The sequence below is a fragment of the bacterium genome (assembly GCA_014360495.1).
GTDB lineage: Bacteria > Armatimonadota > JACIXR01 > JACIXR01 > JACIXR01 > JACIXR01.
In genome coordinates this window covers 308,100-328,443 of the sequence record JACIXR010000001.1, presented here as the reverse complement: position 1 = coordinate 328,443, position 20,344 = coordinate 308,100, and the positions used below count along the sequence as shown (strand labels likewise).

Annotated in this window: 22 protein-coding genes; 9 read left to right on the top strand and 13 right to left on the bottom strand. The window is 45.8% G+C overall.

Features of this window, described 5'->3' with window-relative positions; genetic code table 11:
- Positions 1-232 precede the first annotated feature (232 nt).
- The 13 genes from H5T88_01385 to H5T88_01325 form a co-directional block, all read right to left on the bottom strand.
- The gene (locus H5T88_01385) at positions 233-2,344 is read right to left on the bottom strand and encodes a hypothetical protein (protein ID MBC7328992.1); all 2,112 of its coding nucleotides are present in this window, start codon (positions 2,342-2,344) and stop codon (positions 233-235) included.
- 38 nt (positions 2,345-2,382) lie between these two features.
- On the bottom strand, positions 2,383-2,574 hold the full coding sequence (locus H5T88_01380; protein MBC7328991.1) for a hypothetical protein: 192 nt from the start codon (positions 2,572-2,574) through the stop codon (positions 2,383-2,385).
- A 38-nt stretch (positions 2,575-2,612) separates the two neighbouring features.
- On the bottom strand, positions 2,613-2,861 hold the full coding sequence (locus H5T88_01375) for a hypothetical protein (protein ID MBC7328990.1): 249 nt from the start codon (positions 2,859-2,861) through the stop codon (positions 2,613-2,615).
- Between the two features lies 1 nt (position 2,862).
- Entirely contained in the window at positions 2,863-4,263 is a 1,401-nt protein-coding gene (gene atpD, locus H5T88_01370; protein ID MBC7328989.1) for a F0F1 ATP synthase subunit beta, read from the bottom strand.
- Positions 4,264-4,267: 4 nt separating this feature from the next.
- Positions 4,268-5,110, bottom strand: coding sequence for an ATP synthase F1 subunit gamma (gene atpG / locus H5T88_01365; protein ID MBC7328988.1), 843 nt, complete (start codon positions 5,108-5,110; stop codon positions 4,268-4,270).
- Positions 5,088-6,617, bottom strand: coding sequence for a F0F1 ATP synthase subunit alpha (locus H5T88_01360; GenBank protein MBC7328987.1), 1,530 nt, complete (start codon positions 6,615-6,617; stop codon positions 5,088-5,090). Before H5T88_01360 ends, atpG begins: the two co-directional genes overlap by 23 nt.
- Positions 6,608-7,135 (bottom strand): ATP synthase F1 subunit delta, encoded by a 528-nt coding sequence (gene atpH, locus H5T88_01355; protein MBC7328986.1) that lies wholly within the window; start codon positions 7,133-7,135, stop codon positions 6,608-6,610. The genes H5T88_01360 and atpH overlap by 10 nt, the downstream gene beginning before the upstream one ends.
- Complete coding sequence (gene atpF, locus H5T88_01350; GenBank protein ID MBC7328985.1) at positions 7,098-7,619, bottom strand: F0F1 ATP synthase subunit B; 522 nt, start codon at positions 7,617-7,619, stop codon at positions 7,098-7,100. Before atpF ends, atpH begins: the two co-directional genes overlap by 38 nt.
- A 3-nt stretch (positions 7,620-7,622) precedes the next feature.
- Complete coding sequence (gene atpE, locus H5T88_01345) at positions 7,623-7,892, bottom strand: ATP synthase F0 subunit C (GenBank protein ID MBC7328984.1); 270 nt, start codon at positions 7,890-7,892, stop codon at positions 7,623-7,625.
- Between the two features lie 15 nt (positions 7,893-7,907).
- A complete protein-coding gene (atpB, locus tag H5T88_01340) occupies positions 7,908-8,654 on the bottom strand; it encodes a F0F1 ATP synthase subunit A (GenBank protein ID MBC7328983.1) in 747 nt (248 codons plus the stop codon).
- A 5-nt stretch (positions 8,655-8,659) separates the two neighbouring features.
- Complete coding sequence (locus H5T88_01335; protein MBC7328982.1) at positions 8,660-9,001, bottom strand: hypothetical protein; 342 nt, start codon at positions 8,999-9,001, stop codon at positions 8,660-8,662.
- Complete coding sequence (locus H5T88_01330; GenBank protein ID MBC7328981.1) at positions 8,998-9,153, bottom strand: AtpZ/AtpI family protein; 156 nt, start codon at positions 9,151-9,153, stop codon at positions 8,998-9,000. The genes H5T88_01335 and H5T88_01330 overlap by 4 nt, the downstream gene beginning before the upstream one ends.
- 227 nt (positions 9,154-9,380) lie before the next feature.
- The gene (locus H5T88_01325) at positions 9,381-9,530 is read right to left on the bottom strand and encodes a DDE-type integrase/transposase/recombinase (GenBank protein MBC7328980.1); all 150 of its coding nucleotides are present in this window, start codon (positions 9,528-9,530) and stop codon (positions 9,381-9,383) included.
- 282 nt (positions 9,531-9,812) lie between these two features.
- On the opposite strand from H5T88_01325, the gene H5T88_01320 reads away from it, so the two are divergent.
- The 9 genes from H5T88_01320 to H5T88_01280 all read left to right on the top strand — a co-directional run bounded on the left by H5T88_01320 (position 9,813) and on the right by H5T88_01280 (position 20,344).
- Positions 9,813-10,745, top strand: coding sequence for a sugar kinase (locus H5T88_01320; protein MBC7328979.1), 933 nt, complete (start codon positions 9,813-9,815; stop codon positions 10,743-10,745).
- Positions 10,746-10,906: 161 nt separating this feature from the next.
- Positions 10,907-12,280 (top strand): chromosomal replication initiator protein DnaA, encoded by a 1,374-nt coding sequence (gene dnaA, locus H5T88_01315; protein MBC7328978.1) that lies wholly within the window; start codon positions 10,907-10,909, stop codon positions 12,278-12,280.
- A 354-nt stretch (positions 12,281-12,634) separates the two neighbouring features.
- Positions 12,635-14,008, top strand: coding sequence for a metallophosphoesterase (locus H5T88_01310; GenBank protein MBC7328977.1), 1,374 nt, complete (start codon positions 12,635-12,637; stop codon positions 14,006-14,008).
- Positions 14,008-14,541, top strand: a complete 534-nt coding sequence (locus H5T88_01305) for an NUDIX hydrolase (protein MBC7328976.1) — start codon at positions 14,008-14,010, stop codon at positions 14,539-14,541. Before H5T88_01310 ends, H5T88_01305 begins: the two co-directional genes overlap by 1 nt.
- Before the next feature lie 3 nt (positions 14,542-14,544).
- Positions 14,545-15,627: a hypothetical protein gene (locus H5T88_01300; GenBank protein MBC7328975.1), complete on the top strand. Its 1,083-nt coding sequence runs from the start codon at positions 14,545-14,547 to the stop codon at positions 15,625-15,627.
- A gap of 302 nt (positions 15,628-15,929) precedes the next feature.
- Complete coding sequence (locus tag H5T88_01295) at positions 15,930-18,071, top strand: DNA translocase FtsK 4TM domain-containing protein (GenBank protein MBC7328974.1); 2,142 nt, start codon at positions 15,930-15,932, stop codon at positions 18,069-18,071.
- On the top strand, positions 18,071-19,354 hold the full coding sequence (rimO, locus tag H5T88_01290; GenBank protein ID MBC7328973.1) for a 30S ribosomal protein S12 methylthiotransferase RimO: 1,284 nt from the start codon (positions 18,071-18,073) through the stop codon (positions 19,352-19,354). Before H5T88_01295 ends, rimO begins: the two co-directional genes overlap by 1 nt.
- Positions 19,351-19,614, top strand: coding sequence for a thioredoxin family protein (locus H5T88_01285; protein MBC7328972.1), 264 nt, complete (start codon positions 19,351-19,353; stop codon positions 19,612-19,614). The genes rimO and H5T88_01285 overlap by 4 nt, the downstream gene beginning before the upstream one ends.
- A gap of 40 nt (positions 19,615-19,654) precedes the next feature.
- Complete coding sequence (locus H5T88_01280; protein ID MBC7328971.1) at positions 19,655-20,344, top strand: anaerobic ribonucleoside-triphosphate reductase activating protein; 690 nt, start codon at positions 19,655-19,657, stop codon at positions 20,342-20,344.

Sequence of the window (20,344 nt, the reverse complement as noted above, 5' to 3'; positions counted from 1 at the left end):
TAAAAAGAATAGAAGTTGTGTGGGCTACCCAAGGGAGCCTAATGTATTTTCCCTTTTTTATCCAAATTTGGGAGAAATCGATTATAAGCTTTTAAATAGCTCTGGTCATTCATTCTTTTTATATCCCAATATCTACACATAACAAGCAATGTTGAGTTTTTGACTTTCTCTAAGAGATTTTTAGATTTCGAGGCGTATCCAAAAATCTTTCCAAAATCATTCCCACACTTTATCAAGTCAAAAATATCCTATGCCCTTGAACCCCGGTGATTCCATCTATAATAATCCAAATACCTCCCACAACGAACTCGCCCAATATCATCCCCAAAAAGAAGGGGCGGGCTCTGTTGAACGCTTTCATACCTCCCGCTTTCAAAATGAAGAGCTTTATAAACCAGCCAATCATTATTGAGAACCAAAGCTGAATCATCGGCCAGGAAGGTCCCATCGCATAGCCAAGGGGATGAAGCGGCCACCAAGTGAAGCGGAGCCTCATCTGAGTGAGGAAAATCGCTATGGCTAAGCCCACTCCTAAGAATGTCCCTGCCCGCCAGTCGGGATGAACGGGATTTTGCAATGCGGAGGCGAGGAATTGGAAGGGCTGTTGAGGCGCCGCGATTAAAAACCAGGGGGACATACTAACACCACCCCTTCTGTAAATCATCCATAATTCGCTTATATATGAACCTCCTATAGCTATCAAAATCGCTAAAATCAAAGCTAAAAGAAAGTGGCGCTTCGCATAACGGGTGCTATCCGATATCTTGAATGCGTCCATAACGCTGGGCAAAAGGGAAGCACGCAGGTCAAACATAAATATTCGCTGAATGAAAGCGAGTATTGTGAGATTCTTTCCACCTAAAATATCCGAGCGAGCAAAGGAGTTTATTATTTCCGTGGGCTGAAAGGGTGCCTGAATAAAGAGAAGCCCTCCCTCCGATACGAAGCGAGTGAGGGGGAGCATTATGAAGAAGACGAAAAGGACAAGAACAACTATCGCCACGAATATGTTCATTCCCGCATAGCCACACCAAGCAACGAGCAATGCTCCCGAGATAATGAATCCCCAAACAGCCAATCTATATGGCATAGGCTCTCGGCTATCGTCTATTGAACCCCTGTTCGTGAATGCCTTCAATAAAACATCCCTGATGTAATGGCGAGCCGTCCACAACATATGGAATGTGAGGACGATGAAAGCTCCAAGCATTTGGTAGGCAGCGAAGACCTGCACGGGATAGGTGAAGACATAGTCCATTTTCATACCGAAGGAGGCAGCAATGGCAGCTTCTACTTTAAATAGGAGGAAGAAGAACCAAAGGCTGAAGGCGAGGTCGGAGGCAATGATGAAGGATAAACCAATTACCGAGAAATGCACCCAAATCTCAAAGATTCCTATCTGATTCCAAGGAGGGTTGGGGAAGTATTGGTTGAGGTTCGTTTGTAAGGTAATCTGGGGGATATAGGGGAAATAATAATGGAAAGCATTTATCGTGTGAATGATGAAGGGGATGGCGAAGCCGAGCCACATAAGTTTGTTGCGGAAGAAAGGATTGATAATTCCCCCATCCTCTCTCGCCATCTCCAAAGGAACTTGGACGAGGGGGAAGATTAATTTCTCTCCCTCAACCCATTGCCTTCTGAGGATTGAGGCAAGGCAAATCATCATGAAGAAGAGAAGAAGAGCGAAGACCGTCCAAGCTAAAAGAGGAATCACCCATTCCCTCCAGGGGATGGGCTCGCCGTAATGAAGCCCCTCATAAAAAGCAACCGATACTGGTTGTTTCTCCGAACCCTTAGGGTCCCAGGGGACAAGCCATTTGGGTATATATTTGTAGAAAAGTATCCGCCATTTGTTCTCGGGGCTGGCGAAGTAGTTTCCTCCAATAAGGGTAGGGACGAGATAAGCGGTTAGCCCGAAGGAGGGAATACCCGTCCCAACGAGCATCATAGAGTAGATTAAAATGAGCTCTGATTGGGATAGAGGAAGTATGATTTCTTTCCTAACGAATTTGCGGTAAGCCCAGAGGAAAAGGGATATGAAAAGGATAGAGGGAACTAAAATGCTTATTATTCCTAAGTGGCGAAGCAATAGGTGGGAAAGGGAGATACCTATAAGAGCGATAAAGGAGAGTATAAAGATGTTGGTGGAGGATTTGAATTTGCGGAGGAAATAATTTATGAGGGCGACGAGCGGGAAGAAAAGCAGAATGGGACCGATGGCGAGGTGAGAGCAGGCTATCCAGGTTCCGTTGAGGAGAAGGTCAGAATATGGAACAGCAAAGGAGAGGATAGCGACGCATATGCTCCCGATTATAATCGCTCTTGATGTAATCTTCTCCATAAATAAAAGTATAAGGATGCGTTGAATGTTTTGACAATTTAAACTATCTTCATCTTATCTCGGAGGAAGATATTATATTCTGATACCCAGCTCAAATTTAAAGTTTCAACCGATATATGTTTTTTAGCTACCTCCTCGTTGTGTCTTGCTTGCGATATATGTATGTCGTAATCAGCCATATCTACCCTATCTAAAAGCTTATCCATCAAATCATCGTCGTACTTTTCCACAGAAATATTGCGACTTGTTTTATTCCGAATCCATTTCTCTACAATTCCACAAGCAGAACTGTCTTTTCCCTTTCCACCCAAGCATATCCGCCCTTTATCATCCATTCCTTCTCCTCTTCGTTTATCCTCGCCCTTACTTTGCCCTCTCTCAACTTGGCTATGCTCGGTATGTGACCAGCTAATACACCCCAATATCCTTCCTCCGCTGGCATCACAAGGGAGGAAACCTTTCCATTGAAAATCCTTTCGTTGGGAGTGAGTATCTCCAATTCAAACTGCTTCGCCATCTCAAATCGCCCCCATCGTTTTCGCCTTCTCCACCGCCTCCTCTATTGTCCCAACCATATAGAAGGCTGATTCCGGTAAGTGGTCCCATTTCCCCTCCAATATCTCCTTGAATCCTCGCACTGTGTCCTCCCTCTTTATGTACTTTCCTGGCACACCGGTGAAAACCTCCGCCACGAAGAAGGGCTGCGATAAGAACCTCTGTAAACAGCGCGCCCTATGAACTATAAGTTTATCCTCATCGGAAAGCTCTTCAATCCCCAATATAGCTATTATATCTTGAAGCTCCTTATATCTTTGAAGAACTGCTTGAACCCCTCTCGCCGTCTCGTAATGTTCCTGCCCAACTATGTTGGGGTCTAATATCCTTGATGCGGATGCTAGAGGGTCAACTGCAGGATAAATCCCCATCTCCGCAAGCTGCCTATCCAAATATACGAAGGCGTCAAGATGGGAGAAAGCTGTAGCGGGTCCAGGGTCCGTCGGGTCATCAGCGGGAACATATATAGCTTGAACCGAGGTTATTGAGCCCTTTTTAGTTGAGGTTATCCGCTCCTGCAATTTAGCAAGGTCTGTGGAAAGAGTTGGCTGATAGCCAACAGCGGAGGGAATTCTTCCCAAAAGGGCTGATACCTCCGAGCCAGCCTGGATGAAGCGATAGATGTTATCTATGAACAAAAGGACATCCTGCCCCATCTCATCCCTAAAGTATTCCGCCATAGTTAGGGCTGTAAGAGCTACACGGAAGCGCGCCCCAGGGGGTTCGTTCATCTGTCCAAATACCAATGTCGTCTTCTGGAGGACTCCCGTCTCCTTCATCTCAAGCCAGAGGTCGTTCCCCTCCCTCGTTCTCTCCCCTACCCCAGCAAAAAGGGCAACTCCTCCGTGCTCTATAGCCACATTTCGGATTAGCTCCATCAGTATCACCGTTTTCCCCACTCCCGCTCCACCAAATAGCCCAATCTTCCCTCCTTTAGGGAAAGGGCAGAGGAGGTCTATGACTTTTATTCCCGTTTCAAATGGAACAATTTCCGTTGATTGTTCGGCGAGGGAAGGCGGTTGTTTATGGATTGGCTGGCGGGGGGCGTTCTTTGGCGGCTCCATCTTATCTATCGGCTCACCTAAAACATTGAAGAGCCTTCCCAATGTCTCGGGACCTACTGGCACCATCACAGGAGCGCCTGTATCCTCCGCCTCAGCCCCCCTATAGAAACCCTCAGTGGGTCCCAAGGCGACGCATCTCACTATCCCATCTCCCAAATCCTGCATAACTTCCGCCACTACCTCCCTGCCGTTCCTCGCATCCTTTATGCGAAGGGCATTATACAATGGAGGAACTTCCTCAGGAGAAAAACGAACATCCAAAACCGGACCAAATATTTGAATAACTTTTCCTTTAGCCATAATCCTATCCTCTCCTCAGTACCTCTGCCCCTCCAACTATCTCCGTTATCTCCTTTGTGATTTGGGCTTGCCTCTCCTTATTATATTGGATGCGGAGACTGTGGAGGAGGCGATTGGCGTTTTGGGTAGCCATATCCATAGCTATGAAGCGCGCTGATTGCTCGCTCGTTGCTGATTCAAGAATGGCACGATAAATCTGAGTATGAAGATAGTGGGAGAGAAGATGGTCAAGAAGAACCCCAATCTTCGGCTCAAAAATGAACTCACGCTCCTCAGCCTTTCTTTCCAAAGGCAGAAGACGACGAGTAGCGGGAAGAAGGGCGGATGGAGAATGGAAATGAGTGTAAACTATATAAAGAGTGTCAATTTCTCCCTTTAAAAAAGAGTTCAAGCTCGCTTCCCAAATGGGCGAGACATCTTTTAAGGTAAAGCCGATTGGAGGAAAGGGAAAGCTTCCTGCTATTTTAAAGGAAAGGCGGGAGAAATGCCTTTGCCCCATTCTACCTACTATAAATAGGAGGACATCGGGAAAACCTTTGGCTAAATTCTCAACCTCCCTGAATATGTTCATATTGTAGCCACCGCAGAGCCCTCGCTCTGAGGTTATAGCGATTATTCCCGCCCTCTTTACCTTCCTCTCCTGGAAGAAGGGATGGGAAAGAGAGGGGAATAGGATGCTCTCGGTCATAGAGAAGAGGGTATCGGTATATGGGCGGGAGGAGAGGAGTTGGCGTTGAAAGCGATGTAGGCGGGCGGTGGCTACCTTCTTCATAGCATCGGTCAGCTTCTCAATTCCCATTACAGCCTTTATCCTTCTTCTCAGCTCACGCAAGCTTTTTCCCGGCATCTATTTGAAATACCTCCTTGAAATGGTTAATTGCCTTCTTCAGCTCTTCCTCTAATTGAGGGGAAATCTCCTTTTCCTTCTTTATCGTCGCTCCGATATGGGGGTAATGTTCCCTCATAAATGAAAGGAATTCCTCCGCGAATCGTTCAACTGCCTCGGTTGGTATATCGTCAAGATAGTTTCTTGTGCCCACATAGAGCACCATAACCTGTTCCTCAACCGGCATCGGCTTATATTGGGGTTGTTTGAGCAATTGAACGAGCTTATCGCCCCTTGCCAATTGAAGCTGGGTTGCCTTGTCAAGCTCGGCTGAGAATTGGGTAAAGGCTTGCAGCTCCCTATATTGGGCAAGCTGAAGCCTGAGCTGACCAGCGACCTGCTTCATAGCCTTAATCTGTGCCGCTCCTCCCACACGGGAAACCGATAAGCCAACATTCACTGCCGGTCTTATCCCTGCGTAAAAGAGGTCGCTCTCCAGATAGATTTGCCCATCGGTGATGGAGATTAGGTTGGTGGGAATATAAGCTGAGATATCGCCAAGCTGGGTTTCCACGATTGGAAGGGCGGTCAGGGAACCACCTCCGAGCTCATCGGAGAGCTTCGCCGCCCTCTCCAAAAGACGGGAATGAAGATAGAAGATGTCGCCGGGATAGGCTTCCCTTCCCGGTGGACGGCGCAGAAGGAGGGACATCTCCCTATAAGCCCATGCGTGTTTCGTTAAATCGTCATAGATAACAAGGGCGTGTTTGCCCGTATCGCGGAACTCCTCGCCTATGGCACAGCCGGCGTAGGGAGCTATATATTGGAGGGGAGCTGGGTCGTCAGCCTCAGCCACTACAACAATCGTGTAGTCCATAGCACCGAACTCCTTTAACTTCGCTATAACCTGAGCGACGGTTGATGCCTTCTGCCCAATCGCAACATATATGCAGTAAACCCCTTCGTCCTTTTGATTGATTATCGTGTCTATGCATATGGCTGTCTTTCCAGTTTGGCGGTCTCCTATTATAAGTTCCCTTTGCCCTCTTCCTATGGGGATGAGAGCATCTATAACCTTCAAGCCAGTCTGAAGTGGCTCGCAGACGGGTCTGCGGTCAACGACGCTAGGAGCCAGGACTTCTATCGGGCGCGTCTTCTTATAGGGAATCGGTCCTTGCCCATCAAGCGGTTGACCCAAGGGATTTATAACCCTCCCAAGAAGCTCCTCACCAACGGGCACCTCAACTACCCTCCCAGTCGTTTTCGCCCTATCTCCTTCCTTGACTTCCCTATCAGGTCCCAAGAGAACACATCCCACCGAATCCTCCTCCAATGAAAGCGCCAATCCGAAAACACCATTGGGAAACTCCACCAATTCACCATACATAACTTCACTTAACCCCCAAACCCTCGCTACTCCATCACCTACCTCTGTCACTATCCCCACATTCCTTATCTCGCTCTCAATATCAGCTTTCTCTATCAATTCTTTCAGTATATTTGTTACCTCTTCCGGTCTTATGCCCATCTGCTTTCACCCCTTGAGATAATCTTTTCCCTCAGCCTGATAAGGAAACCCTTTAAACTCGCATCTATCATATTTCCCTCTACTTCTACTGTGAATCCGCCTATTAAGGAAGGGTCTATCTCTTCTTCCAAGATTATCCTCTTGGCGAATTTATTCTCCAAAATCTTTCGAAGAAGTTCCCTTTCCTCGGAAAGTAAAGGTATGGGGGAGCGAACGAGCGCCAGGGCTATTCCCTCTTTTTCCCTCTTGAGCCTTATAAGTTCTTCCCCAATCTCGGGGAGAAGGGAAATCCTCCTCTTGCTCAAGAGAAGAAAAAGGAAGCGTCTTGTATTTTCGCTGAGGGAAGGTAGGAAGCTCAAAAGGAATTCCTCCTTCTGCTGAATGCCGAAGGAAGGAAGTGAGAGGTAGAAGAGGGTCTTCCCCTTCTTCAGCCTCTCTACCGCATCAAGTAAATTCGCCAAGTCCTCTTCCGAGGCGGTCTCAAGAAATGCTTCTGCGTATCTCCTTGCTATCCTCATTCTCTATTTCCTCCAGGAGCTTTGAAATCAATTCCCTTTGCTTTACCTCATCCAAAGTGGAACGGAGCGCCCTTTCCATCGCCGTTATTACCAAATCGGCTATCATTTCCCTCATGCCTATCAACATTTTCTCTCTTTCCAATTCCATATCCCGCCTTGCTTTTTCCCTTATCCTCTGCGCCTCCGCCCTCGCGGATTCCAGTATCTCCTGTGCGATTTGCCTTGCATTCTCCCTTTCCTTTTGTAGTATTTCTTGTCTTTCCTCATATATAACCTGTAGACGAGCTTCCAAATCCCTTTTCAGCTCTTCCACTTCCCTTTTCTCCCTCTCCAAGGTAGATAACTGGCTTGCTATTTCCCTTCTTCTAGCCTCCGCTACTTGACGAAGGGGAGCGAAAAGGAACTTTCGCAAGACGAGAAACACGACGATAAAGCCGAATATTTGAACGATTATATTGTGAATATTCAGCCCAAGAGTTTCCATTTATTATCTTTTGATGTATTCCAACATCTGCTGGAAAGTCGGCATTTTGGGAGCGATGAAAGCCATAGCCATAACCAAAACATAGAGAACGAGCGACTCAATGAGGGCGAGACCTATTATAAGAGTCGTCCTTATCGGACCCGCCGCCTCTGGTTGGCGAGCTATCGCCTCAAGGGCTTTTTCTATTGCTTTCCCTTGAGCGTAAGCTGCTGATAAAACAGCAAGCGGAAGGGCAAAGGCTGCTCCTAAAGCTACCACGGTGAAATAATCCATAACACTTGCACCTCCTTACTCTTCTGTTGTTGCAATTGATATATAAATCGTGGTTAAAACCGTGAAAATATAAGCTTGAAGGAAGCCGATAAACATATGGAAAAGGACGAAGGGGAAATGGAGAGGAAGGGCAATGAAGCGGAAGAGGATAGGCGATAGGATCACGAATGTCAAAACCATCGTCTCTTCCCCATACATATTGGCGAAAAGTCGGATTGCCAGGGAGAAGGGCTTCGCGAACTCCCCTATGAGATGGATTATCATAAAGAAGAGAGCACCAAGTAGAGCAAGGGGGATGAAGTAGAAAGGGATGTGGGAGAAGAGCTCCCATTCAGATATGTGCTTAAGATAACCTACAAATCCCATTCTTCGCACTCCGCTATACTGAACAGCTACGAAAGAGGTTATCGCCAGCGCAATTGTTGTATTCAAATCCATTGTGGGTGGGATAAAGCCCGGTATTACGCTCAAGAGATTGAGAATGAGGATATAGATGAAGAGGGAGGCAAGAAATGGAGCAAAAAATTCTGCCTCTTCTTTTCTCAAATTTTCTTTTACGAAGTTCTCCACAGCGGAGACGCCGAGTTCTAAGCCAGCCTGCAAGCGAGAAGGGGAGAAAAGGGAAAGGCGACGAGTGGCAAGGAGGACGACAATAAGTATGAGGAAAATAGCGATGCCCGCCATAATCGCCGTGTCTGCCCATTGGGGCAGATGAAAATATCTGCTTAAAAGAGCGAAGACGAGCGAATGTTCTCTTTCCATAGGGCTTAATCCTCTTTGAAATGGGAGAAGAGAATGACGAATGTTATAATAGCAAAGCCGACGGTAAAAGTCAAGGGTGAGATTAGGCTTTGGTAGATTCCCAGGAGGAAAGCTATGACACCGAGAAAGGCAAGGCGAGGGATGAGGCTCAGCCAAAGATAGGTTCCCTTACCTTTTTTAAAAAGGAAATTAACAAGGAAATGGAAATAGGAAAAGACGAACATCCCAGTGGCTATTCCGAGAAGGAATCCCAAAGAGAGGGGAAAACCGAATGGATAGGAGATGGCTGGTAGGATACATAAAAGGAGGGAAGAGAACAGGTAAAACCTCTTTTCTTTTTCGTTCATTCCACCCTTTTAGCTATTTTATAAAGCTGATAGAAGCCTGCGGATATTCCGAGGAAAAGCCCGACGAGTGAGAGATAGGGAGAAGTGCCAAGCTTTTTATCAAGCCAATAACCAAAGAAATACCCACCAACAGTTGAAATCACCATTGTCATCCCCAGCGAGCCATATTGGGCGAATTCCTGCCAAGGTGAGCCTTTTTTGTTTTCCTTTTTGCCGTTCTTTTGTTCCAATTTAGAAATATTATAAAATATCGCCTAAACATTTCAATGGTATGTATAATTCCATAACATTTGAGACTCCTCTGGTTATTAAATTCATCTATATCCGTTGAGTCCAGCGGGTATACATCTATGAAATATTCTTGGATAGTTCTCTGGAATCACTCTACATAGCCGCTCTCTTGCGGTCTCTTTGGATGAGTGTAGAAATGGATAATACCCTTATTCCTGAGAAAATCTTCAAATTCTCCCGCGAACTCACTCCCGTTATCCGTTTGAACACACCCCAGAGGGAAGGGGGATAACCAAATCTTGAGACAACATCTATTCTTCTATCCTTTTATAATTGTATCACTCTTATATCCCAGTTTCTTTTTCTTGGATTTTATGTCTTCTTGAGAGAGGTCGGAGCGCTGCGGGGTTATAACCTGCGTCTTTGTATATCTTTAACTTAACTATATCTTCTCCTTTCAAATCTCTCCTCTTATCTATATATCCCAATATCTTTTTGAAATTATTCATTGGTAGTCATCTGCTTTTTGTCTCCTTTTCTATTTGCAAAGGGCTTTCCCTATTTTTAAAATTTCTATCAAATGCCCAAAATAGTATCCTTAGGCGAAATCTTGGTTGAAATTATGAGGAAGGATATCGGCGTGCCCTTGGGCACTCCCGCCGATTTCGTCGGTCCTTTCCCCTCGGGTGCTCCCGCTATCTTCGCCGATGCCGCCGCTCGCCTCGGCGGAGATGTCGGCTTCATAGGAGCGGTGGGCGATGACCCATTCGGGCATCTCTGCTACCAACGCCTCAAACTGGACGGCGTTGATACCTCCCACCTCAAGATAATCCCATATAAATCCACCGCCTGCGCCTTCGTAGCTTATTTTCAAGACGGCTCCCGCGATTTCATCTTCCACATCCCAAACACCGCTGCGGATTCCATATCTACCGAAGACATATTAGAGGATTACCTCTCGCAAACTGAAATCATCCACATCTGCGGCTCATCCCTTTCCGTAAGCGAGAAAATGCGAAATGCCTGCATTAAATCAGCAAAAATAGTTAAAGAGAAAGGAGGGAAGGTCTTCTTTGACCCAAATATTCGCCCCCAGCTCCTATCCATTGAGGAGATAAGGGAGATAGTCAAGCCCATAATGGAGATTTGCGATGTGCTTCTTCCCTCGGGTGAAGAGGTCTCTATGCTTACGGGAATTCAAGAGCCGTTCTCAGCTTGCGAATCCCTCGCAGATAAAATGCTCGTGATTTTGAAGCAAGGAGAGTATGGCTGTATCGCCTTTACACCGGAGGGGAGAATTCATAGCCCCGCGATAAAGGTAGATGTTGTTGACCCCACGGGAGCGGGAGATTGCTTCGCTGGCGCCTTAGCGGTTGGGATGATTGAGGGGATGGAGCTTCCCAAGCTCTTACGTTTCGCCAACATCGTCGCGGGTCTCTCCATAACAAAGAAGGGACCTATGGAAGGAGCACCAACAAGGGAAATGGTTTCAGAGCTTCTGGGATATTTTTGAAATTATTTAAAAAAAGCAGAATATTTAAGAAATAGCGAAATAGCAAAAGATTAAAATATTTTTTTCCCAAATCTCCTCTCTTGACCTCCCAAAGGCGAATTTGTAATCTATAAATAGGCAAGGCTTCTTATTTCCTCACCCTATCCCTGGAGCATATATCTATGGGGGCTAAAGACCAGTTAAATTTGGATTTTGGAGATAAGTTCAATCTTCTGCCCGATAAGGATAAATGGGAGATAATCTCCCAGTACCTTATCGCGCAAGACCCCGATTCATCACGGGACCTTTGGCTCAGCCAGCTGAAGCCCGTGACCCTTGGCATTGATAGGTTCATCTTCACTGTGTCCGCTCGCTTCGCCAAGGAATGGATTGAGAAGCATTATCTCTCCCTTCTTGAGGAAACAGCCTCCAAATTCACTGGGCACCAAGTGAAAATAGAAATCCATGTCGTGCCTCCTCAAAAGAGAGAGAGGAAAAAGACAGCAAAGAAACGCAAACCTCCCTTCGGTCTCTCCCTCAACGAGAACTATACATTTGAGAACTTCGTTGTCGGTCAATCAAACAGGTTAGCCTATGCGGCGGCGAAGGATGTATCAGAGAGACCAGGGAGGAAAACCTACAATCCCCTCTTCATCCACGGAGGAGTCGGGCTCGGTAAGACCCATCTTATCCAAGCAGTCGGCAATGCCCTCCTTGAATCCTCCGAAATGGAGGTAGTCTATGTTCCCGCCGAATACTTCACATTTGAATATGTTGAGGCAATCAAGAACGGGAGGATGTCTGCCTTCAGGGAGAAATACAGGAACATAGATGTTTGGCTCGTTGACGACATCCAGTTCATCGCGGATAAGGAGAGAACGACAGAGGAATTCTTCCATACCTTCAACACCCTTTATGAAACGGGCAAGCAGATAATCATCTGCTCGGATAGACCGCCGGAAGAGCTCGCCCCACTCCATCCCCGTATACTCTCCCGCTTAAAACACGGACCCGTTATGGGCATATCACCTCCCGACCTTGAACTGAGGCTCGCCATTCTTCAGAAGAAAGCAGAGCAGGAAAACTTCAACATATCTCCCGAGATATTGCTTTATGTAGCGAGGGAGATAAAGACGAATATCAGGGATTTAGAGGGTGCCCTTGCCAAGCTTATGGCGTGGACATCAATTAATGGCACCCAGCTAACACTGCCCTTGGCAGAGGAGCTCCTCGTTGATTACATCGGCAGAAAACAGATAAATTTGACAATAGAGGATGTCGTGAAAGCTGTATGCAGGCATTTCAATATATCTCAGCGACTTATCAGGGGGAAAAGAAAGGACAAAAAGGTAGCGCAACCTCGCCAGATATGCATGTACCTTTGCCGGGAGCTCACTTCCGCACCCATAACCGAAATAGCAAGGGCGCTTGGCAGAACCCATCCCGCCGTGATAAGCGGGTATAATAAGATCAAGGAAGAATTGCAAAGGGATAAAGAGTTGGCGAAGTTGGTTCAAGATATCACGAGCAAGCTCCTTCCCAGCAAAGAATCATAATGTAAATAAATTATTTACAACCCATGTTGTCCTCATTTTTGTTTACCAAACTAACATTTAGTTACATTTTATCTACAATTTCACTTCCTATAAATTACAGATAAATAAAATAAATTTTTGCAAGAATCTAAAAGGAATTTAAAAGATTAAGAAATTCCACTGGAGTAAAATATTCTTTTTCAATTATCAATATCAAAATAAATTTTTTATTTTTATTTTAGCTTATTCATTCTATCACTAACTTTAAAAAAATTTACATAACTTACATACCAATCACTACAGCTATATTTTATATATGTATTTTTTCTTGAATTATTTTCACTTAAGGTGTAAGATTTTTTGGAGGTGAAGCTTATGAAAAAAATTGTTTTTCTCTTTTTATTCTTCTTTGTTTCTTCCTTTGGATTTGCAGATAGAAAAATAGAGGGTATAGTTTTCTTTGATGTCAATAACAACGAGGTTTTGGATGAAGGAGAAAAAGGATTAGCAAAAGTCCCGGTTAGCGATGGTAGACAAATCATCTTAACTGACCAAAGAGGACATTATTTGATTCAATCCAGTGAAGATGAGCCGATAATCTTCGTATCTTTCCCATCAGGTTATTTCACTTATAAATTCTGGCGAAAAGTCAAGCTCTCAGATGATTCCCAAAATATCAATTTTCCCCTTCATAAAGTAAACGAAAAAACGCCCCTTTTCATTATTCAAGTGACTGATATACATTCCACTTTTTCCGAGGTTTGCTATAGGGATGTTGGGAAATTCGTTCAGGAAGCTAATGAATTGAGACCGGAGTTTGTTGTTGCCACTGGAGACCTGGTTATGGATGCCAATCCCTTGCAAACCGAAGAAGATGTCATTAAATACTATCAGCTTTATCTAAAATTGATGAGGAATCTTAAGCCTCCTCTCTTCAATTTGCCGGGAAATCACGAACATCCTTTGAGCATTCCACCAACATCCCGTCTTTACGATAGGGGAGCTTTTAAAGAATTTTTGGGACCAGTTTATTATTCCTTCAATTATTCTGGTTGGCATTTCGTTATGCTTGAAGCCACAACTAATAAGAAATCTGGATTTGATGATGAGCAATTGAATTGGTTGGAGAAGGATTTATCCCTAGCTAAGGATAAGCCAACCATAATCTTCACTCATCAGCCACCCTTTGAATGTGATAAATTCCTTCGCTTTTTGGCGATTATTAATCAAAATCCCCAAGTCAAGGTGGTCTTTTCCGGGCACGAGCATTCAAATGTCCAACTTCCTTTGGGAAGGATATTGAATATCCTCACCGGAGCACTTTCGGGCTCTTGGTGGGGAGATGAAAAGCCCAATCTTGATGGCACTCCCCGTGGCTACCGTTTAATCCTCGCGGACAAAGGCGAGGTCCTATCCTGTTATAAATGGGTTGGGGAGAAACATTCCGTAGATGTGGCAAATCTGATAAGGGAATCGGTTCTAAAGGGGAAAAGTTCATTAACTATAAAGGTATTTGACCCCTCTGATAACATAAAGGGGATAGCGATAAGGGTGGATAACAAGCCGCCCTTGATATTCCTTCAGCCCTCAGCAAAGAATATCTTCTGGAAGACATACGATGTTTTGCTTGATACAACCAAAATTCCCGATGGAAATCATACCCTTACCTTTTATGCAGTTTCAAGGGTTAAAGAGGACGGAAAGAGATTGTGGAAGGTGGAATACCCCGTGAAGGTGGAGAATCAGTGATGGAGGAGAAGGTTTTAGAGAGGAAGATAATCTTTGAGGGGAGGCTTTTGAAATTTAGGGTTGATAAGGTGGAGCTCTCTAACGGCGTTATATCAACGAGGGAAGTAGTAGAGCATAGGGGAGCGGTGGCAATACTGCCCATCTTGCCTGATGGAAACATCATTTTCGTTCGTCAATTTCGCCTCCCTGCGGGGAAGATTCTCCTTGAGATTCCCGCAGGAACCCTCTCTCCAAATGAGGAACCGCTTGAATGTGCTAAGAGGGAATTGCAAGAGGAAACAGGCTACATTGCGGGGAAATGGAGGAGGCTGATTTCCCTCTATCTTGCTCCCGGCTACTCAACAGAGTGCATTCATATATTTCTCGCCGAGGATTTGAGGGCGGGAGCAAGAAAGCCCGATGAGGATGAGGAGATAAAAGTTTGCCAGTTATCTCTAAAAGAGGCATTGGAGATGGTGAAAAAGGGAGAAGTAGAGGACGCTAAAACTGTTAGCGCTCTTTTGTTCTACAATACATTCATCAAGGAGGGATGATAAATGGGATTCCGCGTTCCTTTGGATAATCCTAAGCCCGATGCGAAGGGTTTCATCAATTATCTATTGGGAAAGGAGAGGAGGGACAAGCCTCCCCTGGTTGAATACATCATAGATTGGTCAATTGCTAAAGTCATTTTGGAAGAGATGATTGGGAGGGAATGGGTTGACTATGACCCAAATGATAGGGGGAAGCAGTCCGCCTTTTGGGATAACTACATAGAGCTCTGGTATAGATTGGGGTATGATTTCGTTAAGCTTGAGATAGGTTATCCCTTTGAGGAGAGGCGCATATTCGCTCCTGATACCGCCTCTCAGGGAATTCGCTCCTGGGTGGATGAGCATCAAGGAGCGATAATGAGTTGGGAGGATTTTGAAGCTTACCGCTGGCCGACTCTTGATATGGTTGATTTCTTCCCCTATGAATACATAGCCTCCCATCTTCCGGAAGGGATGGGACTGATAGCTTCCCATAGCGGTGGAATCTATGAGCATTTGAGCTGGATAATGTCCTATGAGGGTCTATCCTACGCCCTTTACGATGACCCAGCGCTTGTTGAAGCGGTTGCGAACAAGCTTGGGCAATTGATGGAGGAATATTACGAGAAGCTATTGAAGATAGACAACATAATAGCGATTTTCCCGGGCGATGATATGGGCTTTAAGAGCGGGACTCTAATTCATCCCGACCATCTGAGAAGGTATGTCCTCCCCTGGCACAAGAGATTTGCCGAGATGGCGCATTCAAAGGGGATTCCCTATTTCCTTCATAGCTGTGGAAATGTGGAGGCGATAATTGAGGATTTGATAGAGGATGTGAAGATAGATGGGAAGCATTCCTTTGAGGATGTGATAATTCCCGCTTGGGAATTTCACAGGAGGTATGGAAGGCGGATAGCGACCCTTGGCGGAGTGGATGTCAATGTTTTAGCTTCAGCTACTCCTTCCGAGCTAAGAAAATATGTTAGGAATCTGATTGACAGATGCGCTTCTTTGGGGCGATTCGCCGTCGGCTCAGGGAACTCAATCCCTAACTACATTCCCTTGGAGAACTACCTCACAATGCTGGACGAGGCTTTAGCTTAAGATAAAAAGAAGACTCTTTAAAGGGTCAAACCTATATTCATAAGATAAGCCCAATGAAAGAGCGCCTCTTGGATGTTGGCTACCCGTTTTTCAGGGTTGTTTTTCTTTACCGTCAAGGTTGTTTCCACCCCTTGCCAGATAGTTGTGAAGGTTGATGGTAGAGCGGAGACATGATGATTTTGAAAGTTGAGAACTGGATCAGGGATATAGTGGTGAAAATTTTTAAAAGGGGGGTTGAGAAAATTCCCGCCTAACCGAAGTTTTGACATAAATTGAAAAATCGTTAAAATTAAATCCTGAAGATGAAGGCAAAGAAGAGGAAGAATAACAAAAGGAATCACAAGGAGAAAGAGAGAAAACAATTAAGTCCCCTAACATATGATGTCATAGGGATCTCGCTTATCGCATTAGGATTGGTCGTGCTCCTCGCCCTTCTCTTCAAGGAAGGAGGATTGCTGGCAAGAGCCTGCCATTATCTCTCCCTTCTTTTAGGGAAGGGTTCCTTCCTCTTCCCCTTAATCCTCTTCTTTATAGGAATATCAATCCTCATCCGATTAGAGAAACACAAAACGAAGAACACCGCTCTTGGTGTTTCCCTCCTTCTCCTCGTCATACTCGCTCTCCTCCACCTACCCCATATAGCCGATGTTTGGAACTCAGCAAGCAAAGGCGATGGTGGTGGATTCATCGGGGCTTTCTTCTCCTATATCTTCTTTAAATCAGTCGGCTACTATGGTTCGTTTATTTTTCTTTACGCCCTTGCTCTCATAGGCATCCTTCTCGTCATTGGCTCTCCCATAAGAGAAATAGTCCAGAGACTAAAAAAGAAGGAGGAGCAGCCCCAGCTCCCACCTCGTCCCATCAAGCCAGCTCCTCTCCCTCCCAAGCCCTCCGAGGTGGTGGAGGAGAAGAAAAAGGAGCCCTCCTTGGGAAAGCTGAAGCTTCTCTCCTTCCTGAGGAAGAAAGATAAGGAAATGGAGGAGGAGAAAGAAGAGATAAAGCCTCTGGATAAATCTCCTTGGCAGCTTCCACCCCTTGACCTCTTGAATAAACCAAAGGAGCCCTCCGAGAGACGTCTTGAGAGCGAGGCAAAGGAACACATCGCCATAATAACCCGCACATTGGCTGATTTCAAGGTTCAAGCGGAAGTAGTGGAGATATCAAGAGGTCCCACGGTAACTCGCTATGAGGTCCGACTGGCACCGGGAATAAAAGTGCATAAAATAGTCAGCCTTGCCGATAATTTGGCGATGGAGTTAGCGGCAAAATCAGTTAGGGTGGAAGCGCCCATCCCCAACAAATCCGCAATTGGAATAGAGGTCCCTAACAAGGTGGTAAGAACGGTTTTCCTTAGAGAGCTTTTGGAAAAGGAAGAGTTCTGGAAAAACCACACGAAGATTATCTTCCCCTTGGGATTGGATGTCGCTGGGCAACCCATTTATGCCGACCTTACCGCAATGCCCCACCTCCTCGTTGGGGGAGCTACTGGCTCAGGGAAGAGCGTTTTTCTTTCTTCCTTTATAACTTCCCTTCTATACAAGTTCAGCCCGGATGAACTCAGATTGATAATAGTTGACCCAAAGAGGGTTGAATTGACTTTGTTTGATGGGATACCTCATCTTGTGGAGCCTGTGGTGAAGGAAGTGGCGGATGTTATAATGGTTTTGCAGAAGGCTTTGCGGGAGATGGAAAGGAGATATGATATATTTGCTGAGGCTGGGGTGAGGAATATAGCAGGTTATAATCAGCGTTTCCCCGAGAAAAAGCTCCCCTATCTCGTCATAGTGGTTGATGAGCTTGCGGATATAATGTTGACGAAGCAGAAGGCTCAAGTTGAGGCGATGATTTGTCGCTTAGCCCAGCTGGCAAGGGCAACGGGAATCCATCTTGTAGTCGCCACCCAGCGTCCCTCCGTTGATATCATAACGGGCTTGATAAAGGCTAACTTCCCCTCCCGTATAGCCTTCGCCGTCTCAACTCAAATAGATTCAAGGGTAATTTTGGATACGGGAGGAGCGGAACTGCTTATAGGTAGTGGAGATATGCTCTTCGCTCCCTTGGATTCCCCTAAACCAACCAGGATACAGGCTCCCTTCATCAACGAGAGGGAGATGGAAAAAGTTGCGGGTTTCTGGCGCAAGCAAGGCGAGCCCACACCACTTGCGGAATGGACCAAGCCCGTGGAGCTGGGCGAGATGTGGGCGGAAGAGATGAGCGATGACGAACTGTTTGAGCAAGCGGTTAGGCTCGTCGCCACGCTCGGACAAGCATCAACTTCTATGTTGCAGAGGAAAATGAGGATAGGATACAATCGGGCAGCACGCCTAATGGAGCTTATGGAGGAGAGGGGAATCGTTGGACCGCAGGAAGGGGTGAAGCCGAGGGAGGTCCTTGTTACTCCCGAAGAAGTAGAGGAGATGTTCTCTTCAAGGGAAGAAGAATAGTGAAGGTTGCCTTCGTAAGTTTGGGTTGCCCCAAAAATAGGGTGGATACAGAGAGCCTTTTATCCTTCCTCCTAACGCAGGGCTTTTCTCTCTCCTCTGAAGAGGAAGCGGATGCGATAGTGATAAATACCTGCGCCTTCATAAAGCCGGCGGTGAAGGAGGCTCTAAGAGAGATAAGGAGGGCGAGAAGAAAGGGAAAACTTCTTGCTGTTGTCGGTTGTCTGCCTCAAAGGTGGAGAGATAATCTTTCCCGCATAGATGCGGATGTTGTCCTTGGACTGGGAAAGGGATGGAGGCTTCCGGAGGCGCTGATAAGGGCAAGGGAGGGGAGGAAAACCGTTGATGTTGATGAGCCCGACCCATTGAATACTCCTCCCCGCGTCCTTCTTACAACTTTTCCCTATGCTTATCTTAAGATAGCTGATGGGTGCGATAATCGGTGTAATTATTGCACCATTCCCTATATCAGGGGTGGGTATAAGAGCAGAAGAATGGAGGGTATTTTGGCTGAGGCTGAGGAATTGGTGAGGAAGGGGGTAAAGGAGATAATATTGGTGGCGCAGGAGACGACGAGATATGGATTGGATATTTATGGTGAGTTGACGCTTCCTAAACTTCTTGCTAAACTATCTAATACCGATGTTAAGTGGATACGAGTTATGTATATGCATCCCTCAAGGATTACTCCCCAGCTTCTGGAGATGATGGCGGAAACGAATAAAGTAGTTAAATACTTTGACATCCCTTTTCAGCATGCTTCTCCTCGCATATTGGAACTTATGGGAAGGGAAGGCTCGGCTGAAAGATATTTGAGGCTCATAGAGAAGATAAGGCAAGCCATACCCTATGCTTGCTTTCGTTCAAGCTTCATCGTTGGCTTTCCCACCGAGAGCGAGGAGGATTTCCAAATGCTTCTTGAATTTCTGAAGGAAGCCAAGCTTGATAAGGTTGGCTTTTTCCCCTATTATTCAGAGCGGGGAACGAAATCCTCCCTTCTTCCCCCTTTGAGGGGAGAGATAGTAAAGGAGAGGCTTGAAACCGCTATGGAGCTGCAAAGGAAAATAGCAAAGGAGAGAAACAGGCTTTGGATAGGGAGGGAAATAGAGGTGTTGGTTGAGGGGATAAATGGGAAGAGATTAAGCGGGCGTTCATTCAGGGAGGCGCCGGAGATTGATGGCAGGGTGCTATTAAGGGCTAAGGATTGCCGGGTGGGAAGCTTTGTTTCCGCGAAAATTCTCAATGCGGATAGCTATAATCTCTATGCAGAGGAGGTTGAAAGATGAAGTTGAAGATATTTTGGCAGGAAGGTTGTCCTCGTTGCCCAGCGGCAAAGAAATTAGGAAAGGAATTGGAGGAGGAAGGAGTGGAGGTGGTTTATTATGATGTTAAGAGCCTTGACGGGTTGACGGAGGCTTCCTTTTATAGCGTTTTCTCAACTCCGGGGATAATAATCGTCAATAACGAGGATGAAGAGGTCGCAGGTTGGAGAGGAGAAGTGCCAGCAAAGGAGGATATATACCGCTATTTGAACGAAAGTGAGTAAGCATCCTTCCCGCATAAACTTGTTAGGAATAAAGGGCTTTTTGGAGACATCTTTCATTGATTGGGATGGGAAGGTGTCCTGCGTTCTATTCCTTCCCGGCTGCAACTTCCTCTGCCCCTTCTGCCAGAACTGGCAAATCGTTGAAGAGCCGGAGAAGTTTGATGACATAGATTGGGAAATCGTTGAGGTATATTTGAGAAAGCATAAAGATTGGATAGATGGTGTAGTGATAACAGGAGGGGAGCCAACAATTTATCCTCAGGTAATAGATTTGTTAGAGAGGATAAAGGGGTTGGGACAAATGGTTAAGCTTGATACGAATGGCTATAATCCCCAGCTTTTAAAGGAGCTCTATGAGCGAGGGCTTGTTGATTATATAGCTATGGATGTGAAAGCGCCCCTGGATGAGAGATACGAAATAGCGAGCGGAATAAAGGGATTGGATTTGGAGAGGATAAGAGAGAGCATTGAATTTCTGCTTTCCATAGGTGTAGACTACGAGTTCAGAACAACGCTTGTGCCATCAATTATAGGGGATGAGGAGATAGAAGATATCGGTAGGATGATTGAGGGGGCGAGTAGATGGTTTTTGCAGGATTATCAACCGGAACAGGCGAAAGAGGAAGCGTTTCGCCATCTCAAACCCTATGGAAGGGAAGAGGTGGAACGCTTTCTTTCAATCGCAAGGAAATATGTGAAAACAGCAAGCTATAGAGGTAAATGGAGGTGA

Coding starts and splice junctions, on each gene's coding strand:
- H5T88_01310 (MBC7328977.1), top strand. CDS start 12,635: ATGAAAAAAATTGTTTTTCTCTTTTTATTCTTCTTTGTTTCTTCCTTT.
- H5T88_01285 (MBC7328972.1), top strand. CDS start 19,351: ATGAAGTTGAAGATATTTTGGCAGGAAGGTTGTCCTCGTTGCCCAGCG.
- H5T88_01330 (MBC7328981.1), bottom strand. CDS start 9,153: ATGACAATGGTGATTTCAACTGTTGGTGGGTATTTCTTTGGTTATTGG.
- H5T88_01320 (MBC7328979.1), top strand. CDS start 9,813: ATGCCCAAAATAGTATCCTTAGGCGAAATCTTGGTTGAAATTATGAGG.
- atpG (MBC7328988.1), bottom strand. CDS start 5,110: ATGCCGGGAAAAAGCTTGCGTGAGCTGAGAAGAAGGATAAAGGCTGTA.
- atpB (MBC7328983.1), bottom strand. CDS start 8,654: ATGGAAAGAGAACATTCGCTCGTCTTCGCTCTTTTAAGCAGATATTTT.
- atpE (MBC7328984.1), bottom strand. CDS start 7,892: ATGGATTATTTCACCGTGGTAGCTTTAGGAGCAGCCTTTGCCCTTCCG.
- atpH (MBC7328986.1), bottom strand. CDS start 7,135: ATGAGGATAGCAAGGAGATACGCAGAAGCATTTCTTGAGACCGCCTCG.
- H5T88_01295 (MBC7328974.1), top strand. CDS start 15,930: ATGAAGGCAAAGAAGAGGAAGAATAACAAAAGGAATCACAAGGAGAAA.
- H5T88_01385 (MBC7328992.1), bottom strand. CDS start 2,344: ATGGAGAAGATTACATCAAGAGCGATTATAATCGGGAGCATATGCGTC.
- H5T88_01360 (MBC7328987.1), bottom strand. CDS start 6,617: ATGGGCATAAGACCGGAAGAGGTAACAAATATACTGAAAGAATTGATA.
- H5T88_01300 (MBC7328975.1), top strand. CDS start 14,545: ATGGGATTCCGCGTTCCTTTGGATAATCCTAAGCCCGATGCGAAGGGT.
- H5T88_01305 (MBC7328976.1), top strand. CDS start 14,008: ATGGAGGAGAAGGTTTTAGAGAGGAAGATAATCTTTGAGGGGAGGCTT.
- atpD (MBC7328989.1), bottom strand. CDS start 4,263: ATGGCTAAAGGAAAAGTTATTCAAATATTTGGTCCGGTTTTGGATGTT.
- H5T88_01335 (MBC7328982.1), bottom strand. CDS start 9,001: ATGAACGAAAAAGAAAAGAGGTTTTACCTGTTCTCTTCCCTCCTTTTA.
- atpF (MBC7328985.1), bottom strand. CDS start 7,619: ATGGAAACTCTTGGGCTGAATATTCACAATATAATCGTTCAAATATTC.
- H5T88_01375 (MBC7328990.1), bottom strand. CDS start 2,861: ATGGCGAAGCAGTTTGAATTGGAGATACTCACTCCCAACGAAAGGATT.
- dnaA (MBC7328978.1), top strand. CDS start 10,907: ATGGGGGCTAAAGACCAGTTAAATTTGGATTTTGGAGATAAGTTCAAT.